This window comes from Streptomyces sp. NPDC059455 (assembly GCF_042750115.1).
GTDB classification, from domain to species: domain Bacteria; phylum Actinomycetota; class Actinomycetes; order Streptomycetales; family Streptomycetaceae; genus Streptomyces; species Streptomyces endocoffeicus.
On record NZ_JBHYVB010000194.1, the window covers coordinates 1 to 19675 of the forward strand.

Consider the following 19675-nt stretch of genomic DNA (forward strand, 5'->3'; position numbering starts at 1 on the left):
CGCAGTCCCATCGCCTACGAGACAGCACTCGACACAACATCAACTACCCTGGCCCAAGCCGCATAGCCCGTGTCCAAGACTGCGGGTCAAGGCCCGATGGCAAGGACCCCCCTCCCGCGAGCCACCCCTCGTGCCAAGAGCCGGATACCAACGCGCAGCCTTCCCTTTGCTACCCGGTGATCTTGGTTGTTGCGGGGCGGGGCGGCACGACTGAGGGCGGCCCCGATCTGGCCGGACCGGCGGCCGCCCTCACGCTGCGGTCACTGAGCGAGTAGAGAGCGGGGACAGCAAGGCTCGACCCCCGCACGCGGCCGACCGGTCGGCAAGGTCGAGCCTGCGGCGTTTGCGCGGCTGATGCGACTGCTGGCACCGGTGACCACGCGATCGCGCTGCGCGGGACAGCGGTCACGAGAGGACTTCCCCCAGGCAGGGAAGTCGGTGTAGCCGCGGCGGTCGCCGCGGTAGAACGTGGTCTCGTCGGCTTCGGCGAGCGGCGCGCCGAGGCGGAGGCGGTGCACGAGGTCGGGGTTGGAGATGAACAGCGTCCCGAACGAGAGGATGTCCGCCAGCCCGTCGTCGACCAGGCGCAGTTGCCGGGGGCCGGCGGGCCAGTCGTGGTGGGTCTCGTGCGGATTGAGCATGAACACTCCTGCCCAGTGCTCCCGCAGTTTCACCGTGAGGTCGCGGTGGCCCGGAAACTCGAATACATGCAGGTAGGCCAGGTCGCGTGGCAGACCGTTGACCAGGGTCAGGTAGAGCTTGTGCAGGTCCGGCTCGTCGAGGCCGAACGCGGTGCAGCCAGGGGAGATCCGCAGTGCGAGCCGCTCGGATCCGATGCGCGCGGCGACGGCATCAACGAGGTCGAGCGGGAACCGGACGCGCCCTGCGACGCTGCCGCCGTAGCGGTCGGTGCGGCGGTTGGCGTTGCCGGAGAGGAACTGCTGAATGAGGTAACCGTAGCCTCCATGCAGTTCGACACCGTCGAACCCGGCGTCGATTGCGTTCGTGGCCGCATCGGCGAAGTCGGCGATGGTATCCGCGATGCCCTGCATGGTCAGGACTTGCGGTATCGGGTACGGCTTGCGCACGGCCGGTTCGCCGCCGTGGACGCGCACGACGCCTTCGGCGGCACACGCGGACGGCGCGAGCGGGTGCAGCCCGCCGCCGAGGAGTTCGGGGTGGCTGTTACGGCCGGCGTGCATGAGCTGTATGTAGATCCGGCCGCCCGCCTCGTGCACGGCTTCGGTGACCGGGCGCCAGGACGCGACCTGCGCCGTGTCGTGCAGGCCGGGGGTGTCGGTGTAGCCCTGGCCGACACGACTGGGTTGGGCGGCTTCGGCGACGATCAGCCCGGCGGTCGCGCGCTGCCGGTAGTACTCGGCCATGAGCGGGGTCGCTGACAGGCCGTCGCCGTAGGCGCGGCGGCGGGTCAGCGGGGCCATGGCGACGCGGTTGGGCAGGGTAAGCGGTCCGATGGTGACCGGGTCGAATGCGTTGGGCATCGGGAATTCCTTCTCGGAGTGATGTATTTTCGTGCCCCGCCACAATCCCCTCGCGCTGAGCCCCGCGGCAGGAACACCGTCCCAGTGGGCGCTATCCGACACGAAGGGCCTCGTACGCGGCGCTATCCGACGATCGGAGACGCCCCCTTGACCACCCGCATACTCGGCGCGGTCTCCACCGACAGCAGCCCGGGCAATGCCGCCACCGGGCCCGGTATTCGTGAAGGATGCCGCCGAGGCGATCACGACGTCGTATGTCGAGGCGGGCAATCTGCACCGGGTCGGCGATCGCTGGCGGCAACGGGGGCAGCGGGCGAGCGTTGGCAATGCCCTGGTGCTACCGATGTCCGTTGAAGAACTGCTCGAAGTCCCGGTCCCTGATCATGTAACGCGCCCGTCAGCCCACGCCCCCACCTCGTCGACCGCCACGTCGTGCCCAGGACCAGCCCGGAGACCCTGCGGCGCATCCTGCGCGAGGGCAAGGTCTCCTAGCTAGCGGGCCACCACGACGTGGAAGGCGTCCACCGACCGCGACTTCATCGCCAACATGCACTGGATCCTGGCGTTATACGACAGACCGCTGGCCGACGGGGTGATATGCGTCGATGAGCTCGGCCCGCTGAACCTGATGCCGCGCAAGGCCAAGGCTTGGCGCCTGGCGGCCAAGCCTCGGCGCCTGCGGGCCACCTACAACCGCTAGCGACGGGGTGATTCACACGCTCGCAGCCCTCGAGCCGGCCACCGGTCCGATCTACTACCGGATCCTCAAACCCTGGACAGCTTCTCCCCGCAACAAGCACGCCGAGGCCCGTCCCTGGGCCGCACGTCCAGCTGGTCTTCCTACCTACGGCTCCTGGCTGAACTGGATCGAGTCCGAGTTCGCCGCGCTGCTTCGCTCTCAATGGCATGGACCACCAAACGCACGACGAGCAGAACGCCGCCATCGCCGCCCACATCCGCTGGTACAACGCCCTGATCGACGGGGAACGCGTCCGAGGGTCAGGTCACCAGGGGACGACCCCGTTGTCGTCGAAAAGCTGGCCGGTCGGGCCGTCGTCCGGCAGGGTCGCCAGCCGGATGGCGATCGCCGCGCCCTGCTCGGGAGTCTGAGTCCCGCTGAATCCGTTGAGGTCGGTGGCCACGTAACCAGGGCAGGCATTGTTGATCAGGATGTTGGTGCCGCTCAGCTCCTTGGCGTACTGGATGGTGACGGCGTTGAGGCAGGTCTTCGTCGGCGCGTACGCCCCGCTGATCCCCCCGAGGTCGACACCAGGCGTGGTCTGCAGAGCCAGGGAACCGACATGGCTGGACTGGTTGACGATCCGCGGGTGCGCCGAACGGCGCAGCAACGGCAGCATCGCATTGGTGACCCTGATGACGCCGATGACGTTGGTCTCCACCAGCCGCCGCACGGTCTCGAGGTCGATGGTCGTGGGTTCCTCCGGCCAGCCGCCGGCCACGCCGGCATTGTTGACCAGTACGTCCAGCCGCCCCGCACGCTCCTCGATCAGCTGGACCGCGGCGATCACGCTCTCCTCGTCGGTCACGTCCAGGGGCACGCCGAAGGCGTCGGCACCAGCCGCGCGCAACTTCGCCACGGCGTCCTCCCGACGCTGCTCGTCCCGGGCGCCGACACCGACACTCCAGCCCCGCGCACCCAGCCCGGCCGCGATCTCGTACCCGATCCCCTTGTTCGCGCCAGTGACCAGCGCGATCGTCTTCTCGCTCATGACAGCGAGCATGCCCGCGCCGCGGCCGGGCACCAACACCCTCTCGGTAGTGCAGCAATACCCGAACGATATCGATCAGCCGTGAGCCGTCATTAGCCTGGGCACATGGAAATACGCGAGCTGCGGTACTTCGTCGCCGTCGCCGAGGAGCTGCACTTCAGCAAGGCCGCCCAGCGCCTCGGGATAGCCCAGCCGCCCCTGTCCCGCACGATCACCCAGCTCGAACGACGGCTCGGAACCGCACTGCTGGAACGCACCAGCCGCAAGGTCACGCTCACCGCCGCCGGAGCCGTGCTGCTGGCCGAAGCACGCGCAATCCTCAGCGCGGTGACCGCAGCAGAGCGGCGTACCCAACGGGCCGCGACACCACACCCCAGCCTCGTCCTCGCCATCAAAACCGGCACCACTGGCGAACTGCTGACGAAACTGCTCGACGCCTACGCCGCGGAACCCGGCGCAGCCACCGTCGAGCTGCTGCTCTGCGAGGCACACCAGCACCAGCAGCTGCTGCGGGACGGGCAAGCCGACGTAGCTCTGCTGCACCTGCCCTTCGACTCAGCAGCCGGGCTCGACACCGAAACCCTGTGCACCGAGGGACAGGTCGCGATCCTGCCGGCCTCACACCCGCTCGCCAGCCGCTCCCAGATCCGGATGGCCGACATCACCACCCTGCCAACGCTCCCGATGGCGCGCTGGCCCGGCCCCGGCGGCAGCTACCCAGAGGGACCGGGCGCAGAGATACGGAACCTGACACAGCTCTTCCAGCTCATCGCGCTCGGCCGTACCACCGTGGTCATTCCCGAGTCAGCCAGCGCCGACCTGCGCCGGGACCTCGCCGCCGTACCGGTCCTGGACGCTCCGCCCGTGACAACGGTAATCGCCTGGCCGCCGCACAGCCGCCTTCGCACAGTTGCCGACCTGATCCGCGTTGCAACACGTCTTTGAACCCGGATGAGGAGGGCGGCCACCCAACGACAGCCCCGATCAAGCAACCGGCAACTCTACGCTCCTGCATCAGCAAGGTAGCGTCCTTGACTGTCTGGCCCTGGGCGGACATCGCCACCACGATCGCCCGCCACAGCCGCACCGGCTGGCTGAAGTTGAAGTGGTGGCTGCACGCGCGCGGGCCACTGGCGCGCCGTGGCCACGAAGCGTCGCCTGTGAACGACCCGGCAGGCCGGACCACTGGTCCCCGTCAGTCACAGTGGGACGCGATCAGCGCCAGCGCGTCGTCCCGGCCCGTTCCCAGGGAACGGCAGAGTTGCGCGAACTCCCGTGCCAGCGCCTCCAACCGCGCACGGCCCGGGTCGATCTCCCGGATGACGATCGCTCCGCGCCCGCGACGCAGATCGATCAGGCCCTCGGTGGCCAGGGTCTGGTATCCACGCAGCACAGTGTGGAACGAGATCCGCAGCGAGCGGGCCAGATCCCGGGGGAGGACAGCCGGTCGCCGGTACGCAGCCGGCCGGAGACCAGATGACCGCGGATCTGCGCGGCGATCTGGTCGCCGATGGGGTCCTTGGAGTCCGCGTCGATCTCCACCAGCACTCCTTCAGCCCTCCTTCCGCAGCCGGTTGCCCAACGAGGCGGCGGAAGCCGCGTCATCCACGGTGATGACGAACTCCCGTGTGGGGCTCGAATAATTGTCGCTCCTGGTCAAGAGGCATATCTGTACTCGTTGATCACGCCGCCGAGGATGCGGGTGCGCAGGACTCTGCGGCTGGTCGGCTCCAGGACCGGAGGTGGTTGCCCGTGAGCTTGGGGAGGTAGTTGGCATCGGGCCCGGTGGGGGCGGTGCGCGTTGTAGTGCCTCTGGTATGTGGCCAGGACCTGGCGCGCGTGACCTTCACCAAGGATGAAGTTGTGGTCGAGGACTTCTCGGCGGAGGGTGCCGATCACTCGTTCGCAGTGGGCGTTGGCCTTCGGTGCGCGGACCGGTGTCTTGATGATCTCGATGTCCTCGGTCTGGAACACGACGTCGAAGGCATCGGTGTACTTGCTGTCGCGGTATCGATACTCGTCCTTGTAGTTGGCGTCGTAGCACGGCGTTTTCGTGGCGCAGGACGAGAAGTTCGGCCTCCTTCGAGGTGTCCCGCCGCAGAAGCATTGCCGGGACGGAGAGAAGACATCGAGTCACCTGGTACAGAAGCGACACGATCATCCCATCACGGTCGCAGCTCTCAGCACTCCGGGTGGGGCGTTTGACCAGCAGCGATGAATAACCGAGCCCCACAGCCACCCAGGGCGGCACGCCCAACCGCAGCGCCAGAGTCGACACATTGCCGAAGCCGAACAGAACGTCAGCCCCACCGCCGCCGCCATGATCCCCGTCACCGCCCGAAGCGTGACCGCCCGCTCGAAAGCAGCCCCCGACCGGCCACCAACGCGTGCCGGCCTCTCACCATTCATCGGCCCGCTCCGCCCCACGACACGGGTACGAAACTGCCCTTGATCACCAGCCTGCCGACCGAATTCCGCAGGTCAGCGAGGTCATCCTTCTGTGTGGCGCCCTGCCGGGGGGCGCACCGCTACACCCTGCGGCCGCCTGCTGCCGAGCCAGAGCTTCCGCCTCGGGGCCCTGAACCGTGTCGATACGGAACTCGAAACGCACGTCCCTACGGCAACCGGCGCTACTCGCGCCGTCACCCGGGCCACCCCGGTCCACCATCCCATCACGATCACCGGCCACAGCCCCCAGCTTGCCAGGACGCTCGCATCCGGGCCCGACAGCAACGGGAAACCCAGCCCAAAGAGTGAACCGCCCCAGGTGGGCGCTTCGCGGACAGTGGCACGGGCCCGCAGTGCCGCGCGGGCGACGGGATCGATGCCGACCAACAAGCGCCCGGGCAAGGATCAACCGCGCCCCCGCGTGCTCATGCCCGAGCCCTGGCCGGTAATCCGCGCCTGCTCGTCCTCGACGAGCAGGCGTCGGCGCTCGGCCCCTCCATACAGGCGGGGTGCTCAACCCCCTCTTCGGCCTTGAGGAACAGCTCGGCATGTCCTACCTGTTCATCTGCCACGACATGGCCATCGTGCGGCATTTCGCCGACCGCGTCGCCGTGATGCGCAAAGGCCGGATCACGGGGGAAGCGCCCGCACCCGTCTCGTACGACCTGATGAAGCCATCGACCTGATGAAGCCATCTGCACATGGAATCCACGCCCATGTTCAGTATGAGCCAAAAGCCGCGACATCGGCGTAACGGTCCATCGTGAGGGGCACAGCTCCTCCCAGAACGCCAATCAAGTCGCCGCGAACAGGGGGGAGGCTGCCTCGGGATGAGCGGCGCCTTGTACCTGGAGCCGCGCGTATCGCCGAGGGTGAGTTCCCTGCTGGGCTCCTCCGGCTTTCTGCATACCCTCGCTGACGCGCTGGGGTCACCGCTGGGTCTGGTGCTGCCCGACCAGATCGGCGAGAACGTGGAGCGATTCCGGTCGGTGTATTCCAAGCACCACCTTTCGGGCCGGACTTTCCTGGCGCACAAGGCAGATCGTTCCAGCGCCCTGCTGCGGCGGCTGGTCACGACGGGGGCGGGGGTGGACGTGGCCTCGCTCGGCGAGCTGCAGCACGCCCTGGGCTGTGGATTCGCTCCGGCCCTGATCATGGCCACCGGGCCGAAGGACCCGGAGTTCCTGTGGCTGGCCGCCCGGACCGGAGTCACCGTGAGCCTCGACTCGGCAGTCGAGCTCGACCAGCTCGCGGCGCTGGTGCGCGCGCAGGGGCTGCCGCGGGTCCGGGTGCTGCTGCGCCTGTCGGGTTTCGAGTCGGCTGGGGTCAAGATGCTGACCCGCCGCAGCCGTTTCGGGGCGCCCATACGGGAGCTGGACGCCGTCCTGAAGACCGCCGAGCGGTACGGCGACGCCGTGGAACTGACCGGTGTCGCCTATCACCTCGACACCACGTCCCCGGCGGAGAAGGCGGTCGCGCTCGAAGGCTGCCTGGTGGCTCTGGAGGAGTGCCGCGCCCGGGGGTTGGCCCCGCGGGCCGTGGACATCGGCGGCGGATTCGGCGTCAACTACCTCGCCCATGCCACGCAATGGGAGCAGTACACGACCGAGCTCGCCACCGCAGTGCTGGGCAGCCGCCCGTCCCTGACCTGGGGCGGGCACGGCTACGGCCTGCGCGAGGACGGCGGGACGCTGCGCGGCACGCTCGGCCTGTACCCCGCCTACCGTCCGGTCGCCGGTGAGCGGTATCTCGATGACCTGCTGTCCCGCCCCGCCTTGGCCTTCAGCGGCCGGAAGCTGGCCACGCTGCTTCTGGAGCACCTCTACGACCTCTACGCCGAGCCCGGCCGCGCGCTGCTCGACCAGTGCGGGCTCACCGTGGCGAAGGTGGTCGAGACCCGGGACACCGGCGCCGGGCCGCTGTGGGTGCGCCTCGCGGCCACAGCAGACGACATCGGGCTGGAGGAGCACGGCGTTCTCATGGATCCCGTGCTCCTGCCACGCGCGCCCGATGTGGCCGACCATGGCACGGGACCCGTAGCGGCCCATCTCTTCGGAAGCCTGTGTCTGGAGTCCGACCTGATCACACGGCGGATCGTGTTCTTGCCCAACCGCCCCGCGCCCGGTGATCTGATGGCGTTTGTGAACACTGCGGCGTATTGCATGGACTTCCACGCCACCCACGCGCAACGGCAGCCCGTCGCCCGCAAGGTCGCCGCCTGGCAGGACGGCGACGGTGAGTGGCGCTGGTGTCTGGACGAGCAGTACTGGCCGATCACACCTCCTGGGGGACAGCAGTGAGGTACGACAGCATCACCGAGGCCATCGGGAACACCCCGCTGGTGCGCCTGGACCCGGCCGTGCACGGGCTGCGCCACATTGACCTGTACGCCAAGTTGGAGCTGCTCAATCCGTTCGGCTCGGTCAAGGACCGGGCCGCGTGGAACATGGCACGGCCGCATCTGGCCACCGCGATGGAGTCCGGCAGCCAGGTGGTGGAGCTCTCCAGCGGCAACACCGCCAAGGCCCTGGCTGTCATCGCGGGCATGCACGGGCTGTCCTTCAAGAGCGTCACCAACCGGATGCGGATCCCGGAGATCAAAGATCTGCTCCTCCTGCTGGGCGCGGAGATCGAGGAGTTGCCGGGGCAGAGCGAATGCCTGGACCCGACCGCGACCGACGACCCGCTCACCCTCTTCCACCGCACGCTCGCCGAATCCGGCGACGCTTATCTGCACACCGACCAGTACTTCAACGCCCGCAACACCGAGGCACACGTCACCGGCACCGGCCCCGAGATCGTGAAGGATCTGGACGGCAACGCCCCGGACTGGTTCATCGCCTGCGTGGGCACCGCGGGGGCCCTACGTCCACGACGGACACCGCCACGCCCAGCACCAGGACCACTGGGACGACCACTGACCACTTCCGCCCCGTGCCGGTCAGAGCCGTGGCCGCCCCGGTACGTTGCCCCGTACCGCCCGCGATGTCACTGTGCGACCCCGCTGGGGCCGCACAGTGACGAGCGTCGCGAGGTAGACGGCGGTGGCGACGGCCAGGATGGTGAAACTGGGCGGCAGCCGCGGCGCGGCATAGCTCAGCCCCAGCCCGGCCCACAACTCGGCCACCGCCAGTCCGGCCGACAAGGCCAAGGCGTGGTACGGGCGGGCGGTCAGCCGGTGGGCGGCTCCGGCGGGGGCGGCGAGCAGGCCGAGCGACAGCAGGGAGCCGACCGCCTGGGTGGCTTCGGCGGCACAGGCCCCCACCAGAACCAGGAACGTCAGGCCCAGCGCCCGTACGGGCACACCGCGCGCCGCGGCCACCGCCTCGTCGACCGAGGCGAACAGCAACGGCCGTGCGATCAGCGCCACGGACGCGCAGATCGCGGCGGCCGCCAGCGCCGCCACCCTCGCCTGGCCCGCGGACAAGCCGAAGATCGAGCCGAACAACACGCTCACCCCCGCGGTGCCATGAGCGGCACCGCGGGTGCTGTACAGGGTGAGGAAGAAGGCGCCCAGGCCCAGGATCCAGGCGAAGACGCTGCCGATGGCCACATCGTCGGAGCGACCTCGGCTCCCGAACGCGCCGATCAGCACGGCGAACACCACGGTCGCCGCGAACAATCCCAGCCGCAGGTCGTAGCCGAGCGCGAGCGCCGCCAGCCCTCCGGTGAACGCCACATGGCCGAGCGCGTCCCCGGTGAACACCTGAGCGCGGAGCACCAGAAAGTACCCCACCGGACCCGCCGCCGCGGCGATCCCCGTCCCGGCCAGCAGCGCATGCGTGAAGTACGCGTGGTCGAACGCGGTGAACACGCTCATACCGCACTCCCGGAGAGGCGGACGGACGCCGGGGCACGCCGGGCAAGGACCTGTGCGAGGACACGCGCGAGCCGGGCCAAAGCGTAGACACCCAGAGCGAAGGTGGTCACGAAGAACCCGATCGGGTATGGCGAGTAGTACGCGGCGATCAGCCCGGTCCATGTCACGGCCAGCCCGATCAGCACCGAAACGGCCAGTCCGGTGCCGGGCCGGACGGTGAGTTGCCGAGCGGTGGCGGCGGGTATCACCAACAGGGCGAAGACCAGCAGAGTTCCGGTGATCTGGCTGGTCGCCGCAGTTGCCGTACCGAGCAGGACGAGGAACGCCACGGACAGGACACGTACCGGAACCCCACGTGAGGCGGCGACACCGGGATAGACCGAGGCGAACAGCAGCGGCCGTGCGATCAGCGCCAGCATGGCCAGCGTCGCCGCCGCCACAGCCGCCAGGACGGCCACCTGCGTGGTGGTGATGCCGAGGAAGCTGCCGAACAACAGGGAGTTGATCCCGCCGAGGAAGCCCTTGTAGAGCGCGACGAAGAGGAACCCGCAGGCCAGCCCGAACGCCTGGACCGTCCCGGTCAGGGCCGCTTCCTGGCCGCTGCCGCCCTGTCCGGCGCGCGGGATGGCGGCGATGCCCAAGGCGGCGCCGACGCAGAAGGCGAAGTATCCGACGACCGGGCTGATGCCCAGCAGGGTGGCGAACGCAGCGCCCGGGAAACTGACCTGGGCGAGCGTATGGCCGGCGAAGCTCTGCCGGCGCAGCACCATGTACCAGCCGATGACACCCGCGAGGACGGCGACGACAGTGCCGGCCCGGAAGGCGTTGACCATGAACGGGAAGGCCCACATGGCCCGCAGGTCGGTCACCGGGTTCCAGGACCAGACCGGATAGGCGTCAGTCAAGCTCATGGTGGTGACCATGGCCTCCTCCTCCCCCTGTGCCGTGCCCGCCTCCGACGACCACCAGCCGCCCGTCGCCCGCGCGCAGCACCTCCACCGGCGCGCCGTAGAGCCGCGAGAGTGTCCGCGTGGTGATGACCTGCTGTGGCGGGCCCGCGGCAGCGGCGCCCTCGGCCAGGTACAGCACCCGGTCCAGCCAGGGAAGGATCGGGTTGACGTCATGCGCGACCATCACCACGCTGACGCCCTCCGCACGGCAGATCCGCCCGAGGAGCGCCGCCACCGCACCCTGATGGGACAGGTCCAGGCTGTCCAACGGCTCGTCCAGCAATAGCAATTCGGGTCTGCGGACGAGCGCCTGGGCGATCAGCAGCCGCTGCTGCTGACCCCCGGAACACTCCCCGAGCGGCCGATGGGCGTACGCGCTCGCCCCGACGAGTTCGATGACTTCGGCGACACGGTCCCGAGCCGCCCGGCGCCGGGTGCTGAGCCACAGGGGCAGCGGCAGCGGAACGCCCCAGCGGTCGCCGTCCAGGCCCATGCGCACCACGTCGAGGCCGCGGATGCGCAGGGACGGATCGACGTTGCGGCGCTGTGGCAGATAGCCGATCCGGTGCCCGGCACGGCCGGGAGCCTCGCCCAGGACCCGTACCTCGCCCGCGGCGGTCGGCAGGATCCCGAGAATCACCTTGATCAGGGTGGACTTGCCGGCACCGTTCGGTCCGAGGACGGCCGTGAGCTCCCCGGCGCCAACCTCCAGATCCACGCCGGACCACAGGGTACGTCCGCTGACCCGTACGGCCGCGCCGCGCAGGGACACGATGCCCCCGCCTCCGTCGCGGCGTCCGGCCGTAGTGGCTTGCGGCGGTACGCGGTACTGCGCCGCCTCCCGCATCCGGGCCATCGTCCCCACCGTCCTTACTTCTTGCCCGTCGCCTCGGCCAGGGCTTTCCGGATGCCCTTCAGCTGGCGGACTTGCCAGTCCTGGAACGAGGCACCCGCCGGGGTGAGGGTCTCGGTGACCGTGGCCACCGGGATACCGGCCGCCTTGGCCTCCGTCACCTGGGCCCGCACATCCGGGGTGGAGTTCTGGCTGTTGTAGACGTAGATCTTGATCTTCTTGTTCTTGATCTGCTGGTCGATGGCGGTCTTGTCCTTCGCCGTGGGGTCGGTGCCCTCGCTGATGGCATCGAGGAAGGACTCGGGGGTGGCCATCTTCAGGCCGAGGCCCTGGGCGAGTGGCGTGACGATGGACTCGGAAGCGCCGACGGGCGTACCCGTGTAGGTGGGCTTGATGTCCGACACCAGTCGGCTGTAGGGGGCCAGGGTGGTGGCCTCGAAGGCTTTCTTCCGCGCGTCGAAGTAGGCAGCGTCGGCCGGGGCGATCTTCTTGTAGTCGGCGGTGATCTTCTCGATCACCTTGTGGACGTCGGCCGGGGCGTACCAGCGGTGGGGGTTTCCGCCCGGCCTGAGGCCGACCAGGTCACCGATCTTCAGCTCGGCGCGGTCGCCGCCCGGGTTGGCGGAGAGCAGCTTGTCGGCCCACGCGTCGTAGCCGATGCCGTTGACGATCGTGTACCGGGCGGTGGCGACGGCGCGCCCGTCGGCGGCGGGATTGTCGATGATGCTCTTGACGTGCACGTGGCTGCCGCCCAGCTGCTGCGCGATGCTGCCCCAGAAATTCTCCGCCGCCACGATCTGGATCACCTTGCCGGACGCTCCCTTGCCCGAGGCGGAGCCATCGGACGTGTCCGAGGAAGCGGTGGAACAGGCGCTGGTGCCGGCGAGCACAGCGACGGCGACGGCACAACCGGCGAGGGCGCGGGGACGTATGCGGTGGGCTACGGCAGATCTCATGGCAGGGGGCTCCTCAGGGGCGGAACGAACACCATGAGGCTAGGTGAAAATGATTTCCAGAACTTGACCCCGCCCCGCCGGGCAAACGGCGACGCTCCGCACCCCATCTCCCCTTCACCGGCGGCAACTTGACAGGGAAGCCGTGATCCGGGAAGTCTTCAAACCTCGGACATGACATTCATATTCACCTGGAGGTGATGCGCAGCCATGCGCACCGCGTTCGTCGGCAAGGGCGGAAGTGGCAAGACCACGCTGTCCGCCCTCTTCTCCCGGCACCTGGCTCGCTCAAACGCGCCCGTCGTCGCCATCGACGCCGACATCAACCAGCATCTGGGGGTGGCACTGGGGCTGGAGGAGGACGAACTGCGCGAGATCGTTCCGCTCAGCACGCGCCTCGGCGGGATCAAGGAGTATCTGCGCGGCGACAATCCCCGTATCGCCTCCGCCGACGCCATGGTCAAGACCACTCCCCCGGGGCGCGGCTCCCGCCTGCTGCGGCCGCTCGGGCCCGACCCGGTGCACACCCGCCACGTCCGGGACATCGCCGGAGTCCGGCTGATGACCACCGGCGTGTTCACCGAGGAGGACCTCGGTGTCGCGTGCTACCACTCCAAGCTCGGCGCCGTCGAGCTGTATCTGAACCACCTCGTGGACGGCCCCGGCGAGTATGTCGTGGTCGACATGACGGCCGGCGCGGACTCCTTCGCCTCCGGGCTGTTCACCCGGTTCGACATGACCTTCCTGGTGGCCGAGCCCACGCGCAAGGGGGTGTCCGTCTACCACCAGTACAAGGACCACGCCACCGAGTTCGGCGTGCCTCTCGCCGTGGTCGGCAACAAGGTGACCAGCGAGGACGACCGGCTCTTCCTCAAGGAGCACGTCGGCGACGACCTGCTGGTCTGCTTCGGCCACTCCGACTGGGTCCGCGCCCGCGAACAGGGCCGCCACACCGGGGAGCTGGAACCCGAGCACCGCCTGGCGCTGGAGGAGCTGCGCATCGCGGTGGACAGCCGCACCAAGGACTGGGAGACCTTCCAGCGGCAGGCGGTCGAGTTCCATCTGCGCAATGCCCGCGCCTGGGCCGACCGCGCCACCGGCCAGGACCTGAGCACCCAGGTCGACCCCGACTTCCAGCACGGACCGGCAGCTCTGTCCGAGGCACTCATCGCCGCCCCCACGGCATCGAGCTGAACCCCGCCCATCCGCATCCGCAACCCAGTCGATAGGACCCGCATCCCATGTCACTGAACGTCACACCGGAGCTCCTCGCCCAGGCCGAAAAGGGCGAGATCCAGGAACGGGACTTCGTCGCCACCGTTCGCGAGTCGCTTCCGTACGCCTACAACCTCATCGCCGGCCTGGCGGACAAGCTCCGCGAGGGTGACGCCGAGTTCGCCGACAACCAGACCCCGCCCCCGTCGGAAGCCGAACGCGGACAGCTGCTACGGGCCCTGGCCAGCAATGCCATCCGCGGCAGCCTGGAACGCCACTTCGGCATCACCCTGGCCTTCATGAACTGCCACCGGGTGGCCGCGTTCCGGCCCGGGGACGACCACGGCGCCACCTATGCGAAGTTCACCTCCACGCGCTCCCAGATCCTCAACCAGTCAGCCGAGTTCCGCGACTGCTGAGCCGCGCGGCGCACCTGAGCCCCGGGCCGCTGGTCTGGGGCTCAGGTGCGCCGCCGCCCCTTCAGCGACTGTCCGGGGTGACCACCACATCGTGGTAAGGGTCCTTGGGCGCGGGAACGCGGTCGACGGTGGAGACGTCGAGGGCCGGGCTGGCATCGTCGGTGCCCAGCTTTCCAGTGGGGTGCCAGGTGCCGGTGACCGTCACCCAGGTGTCGGCGGGCGGAGCGGCGGGCCCGTGCACCCGCACCTTGCGCACTTGCGCATCGGCGGCGCAGCAGCTGATGACCAGGCGGCTGACGTACCAGGCGCCGTGGCGGCCCGGGGTGACGAAGCCAGTGAGGCGCACGGTGTGGCCCTTCAGGGTGCGATCGGTGTCCCAGACCGCCCGGGAGCTGAAGTCGTTCAGCGACATCTCGACAACGCCTTTGTCGGGCAGGTCCGCGAAAAGGCTCTCACCGGTGGTGGAGGCGGGGGCCTTGGGGGCCTTGGCGTCGTCGCGGGAGGCGGTGTACGAGCCGAGTGCGGGTGGCGCCAGGAACAGAATAGTCAGGGCCGGTACATACAGCAGCCAGGCGACCTTCGGCCCGCCCGCGTGGCTGTGGCCGTGGCCGTGGTCCGCATCGTTGCCCCGGTCCTGATCGTCGTCCTGGTCCTGGTCCTGGTCCTGCGCATCGCCATGCGTGCGCGGGCGGTTGAACGGGAAGCCGTCGCGGGCGGCGCTCACCGCGCCGAGCGCGATCAGCAACACCCCCGAGGCGACGAGCGCGGGCCGCAGCCCCGGGCGCACATAGCGCAGATACAGATCGGTCAGCAGGGAGATGTGCAGCAGACCGACCCCGAGGAAGAGGAGCAGCAGCACCTGGACATTGCGCTTCACAGCAGCCACCACCCCACAAGACCACTGCACGCCACCGCCACCACCCAGGTGGCCGACGAGAAGCGCACCGCGAAGGCGCGCCCGAAAGTGCCGGACTGGAGGGCGATGAGCTTCAGGTCCACCATCGGACCGACCACCATGAAGGCGAGCCGAGCCGTCGGGGAGAACCCGGTGAGCGAGGCGGCGACGAACGCGTCGGCCTCCGAGCAGACCGCGAGGACCACCGCGAGCAGCCCCAGCATGGGCAGCGAGAGCCACAGGGAGTCGGAGAAGAGCCGCAGTACGGAGTGCGGCACAGCGACGTTGAACGTGGCGGCGGCCGCCGCGCCGACCACGAGGAAGCCCCCGGCGTGCAGGAAGTCATGCTGGAGCGAGAGCCGGAACTCCTCCGCGCGGCTAGCGCCGGGCGTGTGCCCGGCCGGCCCCTTCGGCAGCCGCAGCCACTCCTCACGGCCCGCCCGGATCCACAGCCAGCCCATGGCCACGGAGGTCAGCAGCGAGGCGATCAGACGGGCGGCGACCATCCAGGGGTTGCCGGGGAAGGCCACATAGGTCGCCACCAGCACGATCGGATTGATGGCCGGGGCCGACAGCAGGAAGGCCAGCGCCGCCGCCGGGGCCACCCCGCGCCGCATCAGACTCCCGGCCACCGGCACCGAAGCGCACTCACACCCCGGTAGCACCACCCCGGCGGCACCGGCCACGGGTACGGCGAGCACCGGATTGCGCGGAAGCACCCGGGTGAACACCCACGCCGGTACAAACGCGCTGATGGCGGCCGACACCACCGTGCCCAGCAGCAGAAACGGCACGCCCTGGATGACGATCGCGGTGAACACCGTCCGCCACGCCGCCACCGCCCGATCGTCGAGCGCTGTGGTGATGTCCGGCCCCAGCACGATCGCGACTCCGCCGAGAAGCACCACCGGGGCCCCAGCGATCAGCGCCTGAACGGCGACGCGCGCCGCTGTGCGCAGTCCACCGGACTCGTCGGCCCCGTCCGCTCCGTCGGGGCGCCGCGGCAGCGTCCGGCCGCTGCCGCTCTCATGCGGCGGCGCTATATCGACATCACTGTCCATTCGTCTCCTCATATGGCTTTCGTCACGGCGGCATCCGGGCTCACCTTAGCGGCGGCGGACGGGCGGCAGACACACCATCACGCATGAAGGGGCAATCACATGGTCATGGATTTCATTTTCATCTAGAGTCTATGCATACCGCTTCCCGCCGAGCGCCAGTGAGGTGATCCGCCGTGAGCAGCCGGAGGACCCGGCAGCGAACCGCCGTCCTGCGCGTCCTCACCGGCTGTCAGGACTTCGTCTCCGCGCAGGAACTGCACGCGCTGCTGACCGCGGCCGACGTTCCGATCGGGCTGACCACGGTCTACCGGGCCCTGCGGGATCTGGAGGCTACGGGTGGCGTCGACGTCGTACGCGACGAGGCGGGAGAACGGCTCTACCGCCCGCGGCCCGCCGACGGACACCGTCACTACCTGATCTGCCGCTGCTGCGGCCGAAGTCGGCCGTTGGACTCCGAGATCGTGGAGCGATGGGCCGACCGGGTCGGAGCGGACACCGGATTCGCCGCGGTGGAGCACACCGTCGAACTCACCGGCCTCTGCGGCGACTGTCAACCCGCCACCGACGAAGGAGAACCGCCGCCATGCCACTGGGAGCCCGTCCGGGGCAGAGCCCGCAGCTGCGCGAGCTGAGGCAGTCCGTACGGCGCCTGCTCGGACTTGACGACGACACAGCCGTCGTCATCCGGCAACTCGCCTGCTCCGAACCCGGCTGCCCACCCCTGGAAACGGTCATCGCCGTCCTTCCCATGAATGGCCAGGCCCGCCGATGGGCCCTGCACACCACCGCCGAAGAGATCACCGAGGACGACCTGCGAACCGCCCTGCTCACCCCGTCCTCCGAAGGAGCCTGAATGACCACGCCCACCCCCGAGGAGCCCCGTGACGAGCGCGTCCCCGTCACCGTCCTGACCGGCTTCCTCGGCTCCGGCAAGACCACCCTGCTCAACCGCATCCTCACCGAGCAGCACGGACTGCGCATCGCCGTCATCGAGAACGAGTTCGGCGAGGTCGGCATCGACGACGCCCTCGTCCTCGACTCCGAAGAAGAGATCTTCGAGATGAACAACGGCTGCATCTGCTGCACCGTGCGCGGAGACCTCATCCGCATCCTGGGCGCGCTGATGCGACGGCGGGAGAAGTTCGACCACATCCTGATCGAGACCACCGGTCTCGCCGACCCCGCCCCCGTCGCCCAGACCTTCTTCATGGACGACGAAATCGCCGCCCAACTGCGGCTTGACGCCATCGTCACCCTGGTCGACGCCGCGCACGTCCTCCAGCACCTGGACGAGGTCAAGCCCGAGGGCGTGGAGAACGAGGCCGTCGAGCAGATCGCCTTCGCCGACCGGATCGTGCTCAACAAGACCGACCTGGTGGACGAGTCGGCCATCGCCGAGGTCACCGACCGCATTCGTGCCATCAATAGCGGCGTGCAGATCATCCCCGCCCAGCACGCCGAAATCTACCTGCCCCAGGTGCTGGACGTCGGCGCGTTCGACCTGGAACGGGTGCTCGCCGAGGATCCGAGCTTCCTCACCGAGACCGAGCACCAGCACGACACCACCGTCACCTCCGTCGGCATCGACCTGACCGGCGAGCTCGACGAGGAACGCCTCAACCGGTGGCTGGGAACTCTGCTGCGGACCAAGGGCGTTGACATCTTCCGCTCCAAGGGCATCCTCACCCTCGCCGAAGCGCCCAAGCAGTACGTCTTCCAGGGCGTGCACATGCTGCTCGTCGGCGAGTTCGGCCGCGACTGGCGCGACGGTGAGGAACGCCGCAACCGGCTGGTCTTCATCGGCCGCAACCTCGACCGAGAGGCCCTGGAGCGCGGTTTCGCCGACTGCCTGGCCACCGCCGGAGCCGCCGCATGAGCATCACCGCATCCGACACCGACCTCGCCACCGCCTGGGACGCCGCCGTCGACGACGCGCCCGTCGCTCTCAACGTGCGCCAGGACCTGCTCGCCGTCGCGGGCGCGGCGGGCACGCTCTGGATCCTGGACGCCACCACCGGTGCGTGCATCGACACCTTCGAACTGCCCGGCGGGGCACTGGGCGTGGCCCTCGCCCCGGACGCCCGGCACGCGGCCGCCACCGGGCCCACCGGCTACGCCCTGTGGCGCAGGGAGGACGGCCGTACGACGGTTCACGAAACCGGCGCCTGGTCCTCCACAGCGGCGTGGGCGGACAACGAGCGGGTCGCCATCGCCGCCGGACGCCGTGCCCTCGTCCTCACCCCGGACGGCGAGGAACGGTGGGCCACCGAGCCCGCTGCCAGCACCGTCACCGACCTCGCCTGGCTGCGCCAGGGGCGGCGGCTGGCCGTCGCCGCCTACGGGGCCGTGCGCTGCCACGAACGGCACACCCTCAAGCCGGTGATGACCTACCCCTACATCGGCTCGCACCTCGCGCTCGCCGTCGCCCCCACCGGACGGTGGATCTGCAGCGGCAACCAGGACGCCTCCATCCACATCTGGCGCACCCGCGATGCGGGCGAGCTCACCATGTCCGGCTACCCGGAGAAGGTCTCCCGCCTCGCCTTCGACGACACCGGTTTCTGGCTCGCCGCCGACGTGACCGTCTGGGACTTCTCCGGCAAGGGCCCCGCCGGCACGGCCCCCCGCTCCCTGCGCTGCCACGAGACCATCACCGCGCTGGCCTGGCGTCCCGGCGGGGGCGGCCATCTGGCCAGCGGTGGCGCCGACGGCACGGTCGCGCTGTGGCGGGCCACCGCGGGGCGGCCCGAATCCCGGCTCTCCCCTGCCCGCATCCTGGACGGCGATACGACCGTCGCCGCTCTGACCTGGGCCGGGCCCGAGCTGCTGGTCTCCGCGTACCGGGACGGCCGGATACGCGCCCACCGGCTGCCTTCCCGGACCACGCTGTGAGTCTCGTTAAGGCCACAATCGGGGCCGCCCGCGACCGGCCGTGCACCCTGGTCGTCTGCCGGGGCTGCTGCTGCGGCAACCCGCGCAAGCAGCCCTATGTCGACCATCAGCGGCAACTCGACCAGTTGCGCGCCGCGGCCGCCGAATCCGCCGGCCGCCTCGCCGTCCGCACGACGGGCTGCCTCGGCCCCTGCGGTCAAGCCAACGTCATCGAGTTCCAGCCCGCCACAGCCGGGCGTGCGAAGGGCGGCCGGGCGACCTGGATCGGGTGGGCCAACGACGACGACTGCATGGACGACCTCTTCCGCTGGGTGGCCGCCGGCGGTCCGGGCCTGGCCCAGCCGTCGGCCACGCTCGAGTTGCAGTTCATCCGCCCACCGGGAAAAGCCCGGACGCGGGCACGCGCCCGCGGACGCGGACGTGCACGCCGATGAGGCCATGGGCGGTCGCGACATCCTCGCGACCGCCCGCCTCGACGACGCCACGGCAGCGTCCGTCGCCACCACGCTCCAGGCCCTGGCCACCCCGTCGCGGCTGTTGATCCTCACGGCCCTGCGGCAATCTCCCCACTCTGTCACCGAACTGGCCACCGAGGTCGGCATGGAGCAGTCCGCCGTTTCCCATCAACTCCGTCTCCTGCGCACCCTCGGCCTGGTCACCGGGCGCCGCGACGGCCGCCGCATCGTCTATCGCCTCTATGACGACCACGTGGCCCAATTCCTCGACCAGGCCGTCCACCACATCGAGCGCCTACGCCTCGGCATCCGCGACACACTCTGACTTCCGACCCGCGCCGTACCCGGCCACCACACTGCCGTGGAGACCGACGCGTGGAGCGGGGGGGGGGGGGGGGGGGGGGGGGGGGCGGCGGGCCGGGCGGGGGGGGGGGGGCCCGCGGCCGCCGCGGGGGGCGGGGGGGGGGGTGGGGCGGGCGCCC

The 19675-nt window shown here is 69.6% G+C and carries 22 protein-coding genes and 2 pseudogenes; 13 read left to right on the forward strand and 11 right to left on the reverse strand.

Annotation, left to right across the window (positions count from 1 at the left end; translation table 11 throughout):
- Positions 1 to 260: 260 nt before the first annotated feature.
- A complete protein-coding gene (locus ACFXB5_RS42705) occupies positions 261 to 1502 on the reverse strand; it encodes an alkene reductase (protein WP_385218961.1) in 1242 nt (413 codons plus the stop codon).
- A 547-nt stretch (positions 1503 to 2049) separates the two neighbouring features.
- Here ACFXB5_RS42705 and ACFXB5_RS42710 point away from each other — a divergent pair.
- A complete protein-coding gene (locus tag ACFXB5_RS42710; protein ID WP_385218963.1) occupies positions 2050 to 2202 on the forward strand; it encodes a hypothetical protein in 153 nt (50 codons plus the stop codon).
- Between the two features lie 304 nt (positions 2203 to 2506).
- Here the strand turns inward: ACFXB5_RS42710 and ACFXB5_RS42715 are convergent, their stop codons facing one another.
- Positions 2507 to 3244 (reverse strand): SDR family oxidoreductase, encoded by a 738-nt coding sequence (locus ACFXB5_RS42715; protein WP_385218996.1) that lies wholly within the window; start codon positions 3242 to 3244, stop codon positions 2507 to 2509.
- Between the two features lie 93 nt (positions 3245 to 3337).
- Between ACFXB5_RS42715 and ACFXB5_RS42720 the strand changes: the two genes are divergently transcribed.
- Positions 3338 to 4177 carry a LysR family transcriptional regulator gene (locus ACFXB5_RS42720; RefSeq protein WP_385218965.1) on the forward strand — a complete coding sequence of 280 codons (840 nt, stop codon included), beginning with the start codon at positions 3338 to 3340 and terminating at the stop codon, positions 4175 to 4177.
- A 250-nt stretch (positions 4178 to 4427) separates the two neighbouring features.
- On the opposite strand, the gene ACFXB5_RS42725 is transcribed toward ACFXB5_RS42720, so the two are convergent.
- The 3 genes and pseudogenes from ACFXB5_RS42725 to ACFXB5_RS42735 all read right to left on the reverse strand — a co-directional run.
- Positions 4428 to 4625: a hypothetical protein gene (locus ACFXB5_RS42725; RefSeq protein ID WP_385218967.1), complete on the reverse strand. Its 198-nt coding sequence runs from the start codon at positions 4623 to 4625 to the stop codon at positions 4428 to 4430.
- On the reverse strand, positions 4586 to 4774 hold the full coding sequence (locus tag ACFXB5_RS42730) for a hypothetical protein (RefSeq protein WP_385218969.1): 189 nt from the start codon (positions 4772 to 4774) through the stop codon (positions 4586 to 4588). The genes ACFXB5_RS42725 and ACFXB5_RS42730 overlap by 40 nt, the downstream gene beginning before the upstream one ends.
- 114 nt (positions 4775 to 4888) lie before the next feature.
- Positions 4889 to 5245, reverse strand: a pseudogene (locus tag ACFXB5_RS42735) (integrase core domain-containing protein); the annotation flags it as partial.
- A gap of 944 nt (positions 5246 to 6189) precedes the next feature.
- On the opposite strand from ACFXB5_RS42735, the gene ACFXB5_RS42740 reads away from it, so the two are divergent.
- The 3 genes and pseudogenes from ACFXB5_RS42740 to ACFXB5_RS42750 all read left to right on the forward strand — a co-directional run.
- Positions 6190 to 6366 carry a hypothetical protein gene (locus tag ACFXB5_RS42740; protein ID WP_385218970.1) on the forward strand — a complete coding sequence of 59 codons (177 nt, stop codon included), beginning with the start codon at positions 6190 to 6192 and terminating at the stop codon, positions 6364 to 6366.
- A 144-nt stretch (positions 6367 to 6510) separates the two neighbouring features.
- A complete protein-coding gene (locus ACFXB5_RS42745; protein WP_385218972.1) occupies positions 6511 to 7980 on the forward strand; it encodes a Y4yA family PLP-dependent enzyme in 1470 nt (489 codons plus the stop codon).
- Positions 7977 to 8543: pseudogene (locus ACFXB5_RS42750) on the forward strand (pyridoxal-phosphate dependent enzyme); the annotation flags it as partial. The gene ACFXB5_RS42745 and the pseudogene ACFXB5_RS42750, both read left to right, overlap by 4 nt.
- A gap of 78 nt (positions 8544 to 8621) precedes the next feature.
- Here the strand turns inward: ACFXB5_RS42750 and ACFXB5_RS42755 are convergent.
- From ACFXB5_RS42755 to ACFXB5_RS42770, 4 genes are read right to left on the reverse strand one after another with little or no spacing between them, the layout of a single operon-like run.
- A complete protein-coding gene (locus tag ACFXB5_RS42755; RefSeq protein WP_385218974.1) occupies positions 8622 to 9500 on the reverse strand; it encodes a metal ABC transporter permease in 879 nt (292 codons plus the stop codon).
- Positions 9497 to 10411, reverse strand: a complete 915-nt coding sequence (locus tag ACFXB5_RS42760) for a metal ABC transporter permease (RefSeq protein WP_385218976.1) — start codon at positions 10409 to 10411, stop codon at positions 9497 to 9499. Before ACFXB5_RS42760 ends, ACFXB5_RS42755 begins: the two co-directional genes overlap by 4 nt.
- On the reverse strand, positions 10398 to 11306 hold the full coding sequence (locus ACFXB5_RS42765; protein WP_385218998.1) for a metal ABC transporter ATP-binding protein: 909 nt from the start codon (positions 11304 to 11306) through the stop codon (positions 10398 to 10400). The genes ACFXB5_RS42760 and ACFXB5_RS42765 overlap by 14 nt, the downstream gene beginning before the upstream one ends.
- A 14-nt stretch (positions 11307 to 11320) precedes the next feature.
- A complete protein-coding gene (locus ACFXB5_RS42770) occupies positions 11321 to 12259 on the reverse strand; it encodes a metal ABC transporter solute-binding protein, Zn/Mn family (protein ID WP_385218978.1) in 939 nt (312 codons plus the stop codon).
- A 207-nt stretch (positions 12260 to 12466) separates the two neighbouring features.
- Between ACFXB5_RS42770 and ACFXB5_RS42775 the strand changes: the two genes are divergently transcribed.
- Both ACFXB5_RS42775 and ACFXB5_RS42780 read left to right on the forward strand, forming a co-directional pair.
- Positions 12467 to 13450 (forward strand): AAA family ATPase, encoded by a 984-nt coding sequence (locus ACFXB5_RS42775; protein WP_385218979.1) that lies wholly within the window; start codon positions 12467 to 12469, stop codon positions 13448 to 13450.
- Positions 13451 to 13497: 47 nt separating this feature from the next.
- Positions 13498 to 13890 (forward strand): SCO5389 family protein, encoded by a 393-nt coding sequence (locus ACFXB5_RS42780; protein WP_385218981.1) that lies wholly within the window; start codon positions 13498 to 13500, stop codon positions 13888 to 13890.
- Positions 13891 to 13951: 61 nt separating this feature from the next.
- Here the strand turns inward: ACFXB5_RS42780 and ACFXB5_RS42785 are convergent, their stop codons facing one another.
- Together ACFXB5_RS42785 and ACFXB5_RS42790 are read right to left on the reverse strand one after the other, a co-directional pair.
- Complete coding sequence (locus tag ACFXB5_RS42785) at positions 13952 to 14767, reverse strand: TIGR03943 family putative permease subunit (protein ID WP_385219000.1); 816 nt, start codon at positions 14765 to 14767, stop codon at positions 13952 to 13954.
- Entirely contained in the window at positions 14764 to 15846 is a 1083-nt protein-coding gene (locus ACFXB5_RS42790; protein ID WP_385218983.1) for a permease, read from the reverse strand. Before ACFXB5_RS42790 ends, ACFXB5_RS42785 begins: the two co-directional genes overlap by 4 nt.
- 173 nt (positions 15847 to 16019) lie before the next feature.
- Between ACFXB5_RS42790 and ACFXB5_RS42795 the strand changes: the two genes are divergently transcribed.
- From ACFXB5_RS42795 to ACFXB5_RS42820, 6 genes are read left to right on the forward strand one after another with little or no spacing between them, the layout of a single operon-like run.
- Positions 16020 to 16478 (forward strand): Fur family transcriptional regulator, encoded by a 459-nt coding sequence (locus ACFXB5_RS42795; RefSeq protein ID WP_385218984.1) that lies wholly within the window; start codon positions 16020 to 16022, stop codon positions 16476 to 16478.
- Positions 16430 to 16699 carry a hypothetical protein gene (locus ACFXB5_RS42800; RefSeq protein ID WP_385218986.1) on the forward strand — a complete coding sequence of 90 codons (270 nt, stop codon included), beginning with the start codon at positions 16430 to 16432 and terminating at the stop codon, positions 16697 to 16699. The genes ACFXB5_RS42795 and ACFXB5_RS42800 overlap by 49 nt, the downstream gene beginning before the upstream one ends.
- Positions 16700 to 17722: a CobW family GTP-binding protein gene (locus ACFXB5_RS42805; RefSeq protein ID WP_385218988.1), complete on the forward strand. Its 1023-nt coding sequence runs from the start codon at positions 16700 to 16702 to the stop codon at positions 17720 to 17722.
- Complete coding sequence (locus ACFXB5_RS42810; protein WP_385218990.1) at positions 17719 to 18738, forward strand: WD40 repeat domain-containing protein; 1020 nt, start codon at positions 17719 to 17721, stop codon at positions 18736 to 18738. The genes ACFXB5_RS42805 and ACFXB5_RS42810 overlap by 4 nt, the downstream gene beginning before the upstream one ends.
- Positions 18735 to 19172, forward strand: coding sequence for a (2Fe-2S) ferredoxin domain-containing protein (locus ACFXB5_RS42815; RefSeq protein ID WP_385218991.1), 438 nt, complete (start codon positions 18735 to 18737; stop codon positions 19170 to 19172). The genes ACFXB5_RS42810 and ACFXB5_RS42815 overlap by 4 nt, the downstream gene beginning before the upstream one ends.
- 4 nt (positions 19173 to 19176) lie before the next feature.
- Positions 19177 to 19518, forward strand: a complete 342-nt coding sequence (locus tag ACFXB5_RS42820) for an ArsR/SmtB family transcription factor (RefSeq protein WP_385219002.1) — start codon at positions 19177 to 19179, stop codon at positions 19516 to 19518.
- Positions 19519 to 19675 lie beyond the last annotated feature (157 nt).